Origin of the sequence: Bifidobacterium sp. (assembly GCF_050874245.1) — a bacterium.
Taxonomy (GTDB): Bacteria; Actinomycetota; Actinomycetes; order Actinomycetales; family Bifidobacteriaceae; genus Bifidobacterium.
The window spans coordinates 1-2,165 of the sequence record NZ_JBNMKH010000156.1 but is presented as its reverse complement, the minus strand read 5'-3'; the positions used below and the strand labels follow the sequence as shown (position 1 = coordinate 2,165).

At 61.8% G+C, this 2,165-nt stretch carries 4 protein-coding genes; 3 read left to right on the top strand and 1 reads right to left on the bottom strand.

All coding sequences use genetic code 11. The features are described 5' to 3' along the window. Together ACR0P8_RS09445 and ACR0P8_RS09440 are read left to right on the top strand one after the other, a co-directional pair. A partial coding sequence (locus ACR0P8_RS09445) for a DUF6020 family protein (RefSeq protein WP_432624813.1) occupies nucleotides 1–123 on the top strand: 123 nt, incomplete at its 5' end. A gap of 24 nt (nucleotides 124–147) precedes the next feature. Then, complete coding sequence (locus tag ACR0P8_RS09440) at nucleotides 148–1,134, top strand: biotin--[acetyl-CoA-carboxylase] ligase (RefSeq protein ID WP_432624812.1); 987 nt, start codon at nucleotides 148–150, stop codon at nucleotides 1,132–1,134. Between the two features lie 56 nt (nucleotides 1,135–1,190). Here ACR0P8_RS09440 and ACR0P8_RS09435 read toward each other — a convergent pair whose 3' ends face one another. Next, the gene (locus ACR0P8_RS09435; protein ID WP_432624811.1) at nucleotides 1,191–1,784 is read right to left on the bottom strand and encodes a biotin transporter BioY; all 594 of its coding nucleotides are present in this window, start codon (nucleotides 1,782–1,784) and stop codon (nucleotides 1,191–1,193) included. Nucleotides 1,785–1,959: 175 nt separating this feature from the next. Between ACR0P8_RS09435 and ACR0P8_RS09430 the strand changes: the two genes are divergently transcribed. Next, a partial coding sequence (locus ACR0P8_RS09430; protein WP_432624810.1) for a biotin carboxylase N-terminal domain-containing protein occupies nucleotides 1,960–2,165 on the top strand: 206 nt, incomplete at its 3' end.

The window sequence follows — 2,165 nt, the reverse complement described above, 5'->3', positions numbered from 1 at the left end:
GAACGGCACATGCTTCCGGTGGCGTTCGTGTTCGGCTTCCTGTGCCTGCAATTCTGGCGTGAATCGCGTGCCACGAGGCTCGCCGCGGCCAACGCACGACGGCTGGGCATGCGTGATGCATAAAATAGGGGGAGTTAAGGAGCGAGAATGATGATCAAGGATTCCGCATTGGCCATGCCCCGTACTTGCGTGGCCGCCGATATGGTGGTGGCGCTCGATTCGGTCGACTCCACCAACACCTACGCCGCGGAGCAATTGCGTGAAGGCCGCTTGTTCGGCTCCGGGAAATACATCAGCGCCGACGGATTCGGCATGCGCGATTGGACGGGCCATGAGATCGTGGCGATATGCGCGGACGAACAGACCGCGGGGCGCGGCCGGCTCGACCATCGGTGGGTCAGCGTGAAGGGTGAATCGTTCATCGTCTCCCTGGTGGCGAGCGTCCCCGCTTCGATTGTGCGGGACTCTTCCGTCAACGGATGGTTGCAGATGATCGCGGGACTCGCCGTACGCGACGCCGTCGCCGGCGTGGTGGTCGACTTTGATGGCACACTCGACGGGAAGGTCGAATTGAAATGGCCGAACGACATCTTCATTGGCGGGAAAAAGCTGGGTGGCGTGCTCGCGGAGATGGTGCCGCTCGCAGGAACCGCCACGAACGGACCTGATGGAGCTGATATGGACGGCGGTTCCGCCGGTTCCGGTGGTTTCGTCGATTCCGAAGAGGGTGCATCCACGGAGCGGGTCGGCATCATCTTCGGTATCGGACTGAATCTGGACGTCCCCGAAAGCCGCCTGCCGTCCGCCCAAGCCACGTCGATGCAGCTGGTCGCGACCGGACTGCCGAACGCCAATACCCTGCGCGATGCGATCGCGGCACGGTTGGTCGAGGGATTGCGCAGGCGTCTGACGGCTTTCGAAGAAGATCCGCACGGTGAAGCGGAGAAATCACTGAAGGAAATGACCGCAGCGTGCTGGACGATCGGCAAGCCGTGTGAAGCGCATTTCGTGGACGGCGGCTCCCTGCATGGCACCGCGATGTGGATCAACAGGGACGCCTCCATCACCCTCAAGGACGAAAACGGCGATATGCACGTGGTGCATACCGCCGATGTGGGTGTCTTGGCAAAATAGCCATCAGTGACCATGTGAATGGCCGTCACACGACCATCCACATGGTCACGGAATGATCACCACAGTTTGGCAAGTCCCGACGCGACGAGCGAAACCGCGACGGCCTTGATGCAATCGCCGGCGATGAAGCCCATCGAGGCGACGGCCACAATCGACAACGCCACGCCGGTGATGGCGGACTGCACGACGAAACCGAGCAGATAGTCGAGCACGATGCAGCCGGCCACGCAGGCAAACAGATAGCGTGCGGCCGTCAGCGCGGCATGTTTCGGGGAATCGACGCGCGCCTGGCCCTTCAGCAGTGAGGTGACGGCGGCGGCCGGCAGGAATCCGATGAGGAAACCGGCACTCGGGCCGACCAAGGCCATGGTGGAGGCGCCGCCGGCGAACACCGGCAGACCCGCCGCGCCCGCCGCCAGATACATGAGCACCGCCGCTCCGGCCTGCTTCCATGGCAGCATCAGCGCGGCCAGCATGACCACGAACGTCTGCAGGGTGATCGGGACCGGAGTGCCTGGAATCGGCACCTCGCCGGCCATGGAAGCGGCCGCGAGCAGCACGGCGAAGAGGGTCGGCTTCAGAACGGTGCCGAGCCTGCCTTCGGTGGCGGTTTTCGCTGTGGATGCGATGGTCAGGATTGCGTTGCGCATAATGGGATGTTCCCCCTCTCGACAAGTGACGAAAAAGCTGGTTCCGTCAATCAACGTTCCCCATCGTAGGATTGCCAGGTTTCGGTAACGTTTGTGGAGCCTTACAAAAAGATCTCGGATCTTTTGTGGGAAACGAGTTCGTCGGATCGCTCCTTGATGGCCATAATTTGACATTATGCCTAGAAATGTCAACAAACTACTGGTGGCGAACCGCGGCGAAATCGCGCTTCGCGTCGTGCGCACCGCCCGTGAGATGGGGATTCCCACGGTTGCGGTCTACGCCGAACAGGACCGTCACGCGCAGTATGTGCGGATGGCCGATGACGCGTATCTGCTGTCCGGCGACACCTACAAGGACACGTACCTCAACGAGGACCTGCT

Excerpts from the sequence above, each read along its gene's own strand:
- ACR0P8_RS09435 (WP_432624811.1), bottom strand. The coding sequence starts at position 1,784 with ATGCGCAACGCAATCCTGACCATCGCATCCACAGCGAAAACCGCCACC.
- ACR0P8_RS09440 (WP_432624812.1), top strand. The coding sequence starts at position 148 with ATGATGATCAAGGATTCCGCATTGGCCATGCCCCGTACTTGCGTGGCC.